The organism is Intestinibacter sp., from assembly GCF_034113885.1.
Lineage (GTDB): Bacteria > Bacillota > Clostridia > Peptostreptococcales > Peptostreptococcaceae > Intestinibacter.
Map to the genome: position 1 here is coordinate 1 of NZ_JAXEWM010000164.1, position 2,025 is coordinate 2,025.

General features: G+C 32.2%; 3 protein-coding genes. 2 read left to right on the plus strand and 1 reads right to left on the minus strand.

The genetic code is table 11. From position 1 onward, the window contains the following. Nucleotides 1-124 (minus strand): LysR family transcriptional regulator (locus SPD90_RS15340; protein ID WP_320925174.1); only part of this gene is annotated, 124 nt, incomplete at its 3' end. 118 nt (nt 125-242) lie between these two features. On the opposite strand from SPD90_RS15340, the gene SPD90_RS10365 reads away from it, so the two are divergent. Both SPD90_RS10365 and SPD90_RS10370 read left to right on the plus strand, forming a co-directional pair. Next, nucleotides 243-941 (plus strand): aspartate/glutamate racemase family protein, encoded by a 699-nt coding sequence (locus SPD90_RS10365; protein ID WP_320925172.1) that lies wholly within the window; start codon nt 243-245, stop codon nt 939-941. Nucleotides 942-1,049: 108 nt separating this feature from the next. Continuing rightward, a partial coding sequence (locus SPD90_RS10370) for a uroporphyrinogen decarboxylase family protein (RefSeq protein WP_320925173.1) occupies nt 1,050-2,025 on the plus strand: 976 nt, incomplete at its 3' end.

Sequence of the window (2,025 nt, forward strand, 5' to 3'; positions counted from 1 at the left end):
GCTTCTTTTCAACCTTTTTTACCATAGCGCTTAGACAGGGCTGTGTCACATATAGATTCTTGGCGGCCTTTGAAAAGCTCTTTTCCTTGTATACTTCATATACGTATTCCATATTTTGAAACATTTTATCATCACCTACAATAATATAAATAAATATTTATAATATTTATAAATATATAAATATTTGATTTTATTATAGTATGACCCTATACTTAAATCAATAGATAAAAGGAAGTGATAAAATGTACAAAACAATTGGTATTATAGGAGGAATGGGGCCAAAAGCTACTTGCGATTTAATGGAAAAAATCATAGCATCAACATATGCAGAAAATGACCAAGAGCATATTCATATATGCGTTGACTGTAATACAAATATACCGGATAGAACAAAAGCCATAGTAGAGAACGGAAAAAATCCAGTGCCAGAGATGTTAAAAAGTGGCATACGTCTAGAATCTATGGGAGCAGATTTACTTATAATGCCGTGTAATACAGCTCATTATTTCTACGATGAGTTGATAAAGTACCTAGACATACCTTTTTTAAACATGCCTTTCGAAACAGGAAAATATTTAAAAAAACAAGGCATTAAAAAAGTAGGAATCCTAGCAACAGATGGAACAGTTCAAAGTAAAATTTACGACAAACCTTTGATAAATCAAGGGATAGAAATAGTGTATCCATCGAGTGAAAATCAAAAATCAGTCATGTCGCTTATATACGATTGCGTGAAATCGCACCATAAGGATTACAGTGAGATTCCAATAGGAAATATAATAGACGAACTAGTAAATAAGGGGGCAGAAAAAATTATTTTGGCGTGTACGGAATTACCAATAGCTTTTAATGATTTGGGAATTAATAAAAATTGTATAGATCCAACTCTTGTATTAGCACGTTCGGCTGTTGAATTTGCAGGTGCTAGAGTTGTTGAATAGATAGCTATATAAAAGTGCTGAAGTATGATGTTTCAGCACTTTATTTTTATACTAAATTTGTAGTAAAATAAATTTGTAAAATTATAAATATCAAAGAAAGGTGATTTTATGATAGAAAAATATCTTAATGGTCTAGAAGTTAAAAAAGATGAGCTAACTCCAATAGAGCGTAGTAAGCTTATTAGTGAAGGAAAAGAAGTAGATAGAATTATGTGTTGTTTAGATACAGGTGAGACATTAGCACCTATGATTAATACAACATTAAAAGAATACTATCATTCTTCAGAAAAAATGTTGCAATTAGAAGAGTATATTTATGAAAACTTCCATTCTGATGGGGCAGGTGTATCTTGTACTCTTCGTGGTATGGCAGAAGCTATGGGATCTAAGATTAAGTATTCTGATTACAATATTGCGATGCTTGAAAAGCCAGCACTTACAATTGATGAGATTGATAATGCGAAATTAGTAGATGTAGACAAAGATGGAAGACTTCCTATTATATTAAAGGGTGTTGAGCTTGTTAAGAAAAAACTTGGTGATAAAGTACCAGTTAGTGCAACTGTTACAGGACCATTTACTATTGCAGCGATGGTTCTTGGTACAGAACAGCTTCTTATTGGAACTGTCAAGTATCCAGAAAAAATTAGACAATTATTAGATGTGATTGTAGAAAATAACAACCGATATATTGATAGACTTTTAGATTTAGAAGTTGGGATTGGATTTGCAGATCCTGTTAGTTCTACATCAATAATAAGTGTAAAACAATACAAACAATTTTCACTTCCATATTTCCAAAAGAATGTCGATTATATTAAGAAAAGTGGCGGTGGATGTGGATTACATATCTGCGGTACAAGTCATAAGCTATGGGATTCATTAATTGAAACAGGAATTGGTGCATTTAGTCTTGATAATGTAGAAGACATTGAAGAAGCAAAAAAAATACTTGGACCTCATATGGAAATCCAAGGAAATGTTCCGCCAGTTGAAGTTTTAAGATTTGGAACACCATATGATGTCCTTCGCTCTGCAAAAGAATGTATTCGCAAGGGATATGATTCTCCAAATGGATTTGTAC